Source organism: Empedobacter sp. R132-2, assembly GCF_030324375.1.
GTDB lineage: Bacteria > Bacteroidota > Bacteroidia > Flavobacteriales > Weeksellaceae > Empedobacter > Empedobacter falsenii_B.
Genome location: NZ_JACAGG010000086.1, coordinates 1 through 671, shown reverse-complemented (window position 1 = coordinate 671; position 671 = coordinate 1). Strand labels below are relative to the sequence as shown.

The window sequence follows — 671 nt, the reverse complement described above, 5'->3', positions numbered from 1 at the left end:
ATTAATCAAAATAATAATACAATAATATTAAATAAAAACTCTACTTTTAAGTGTTCTTAACAAGGGGAAGATTACAATAGCTATAAGTATGACAGAAAAAGGTGATCCCTATGAAAATGCAATGGCAGAAAGAGTTAATGGAATAATTAAAATGGAATTTAATTTATATGAAAGCACATTAGGTTTTAATCAGACAAAAATTAAAATTACTAATAGTATTAAAACTTATAATGAATTAAGACCACATGCAAGTTGTGATTATTTAACTCCAAATGCTGCGCATTTGCAGTCAGAAAAATTAAAGAAAAGATGGAAAAACTATAATAGAAGTTTTAATTATCAAAACTCTCTTGTATAGTAAATTTAGGATTAAGATCAATTGGTGTATAACTATAATAGGATTTATTTAAAAACATGTATAGTTATTTTAGGACGGGTCATAGTAGCGGGATACTCCCAACATCAAGGCAAGATGAAGGCAACATAGTGGCAGTAGAATGTATGTAAACGATTTTAGAATTGAGATATGAGAATTGTAATAAGTATTAAGTATTTGAAATGTAGTCTGTCAAACTGATTTCTATGACAAAATCTAGTTATTTTTATAAATAGTTTGATTTTTAATTAGAGCATAAATCCGATGAATAATTTTGTTTCTCACAGCGTTTAAA

1 protein-coding gene is annotated in these 671 nt (G+C 26.4%); it reads left to right on the top strand.

From position 1 onward, the window contains the following. Positions 1 to 88: 88 nt before the first annotated feature. The gene (locus HXZ69_RS15250) at positions 89 to 358 is read left to right on the top strand and encodes an integrase core domain-containing protein (RefSeq protein WP_286496467.1); all 270 of its coding nucleotides are present in this window, start codon (positions 89 to 91) and stop codon (positions 356 to 358) included. Positions 359 to 671: the final 313 nt, after the last annotated feature.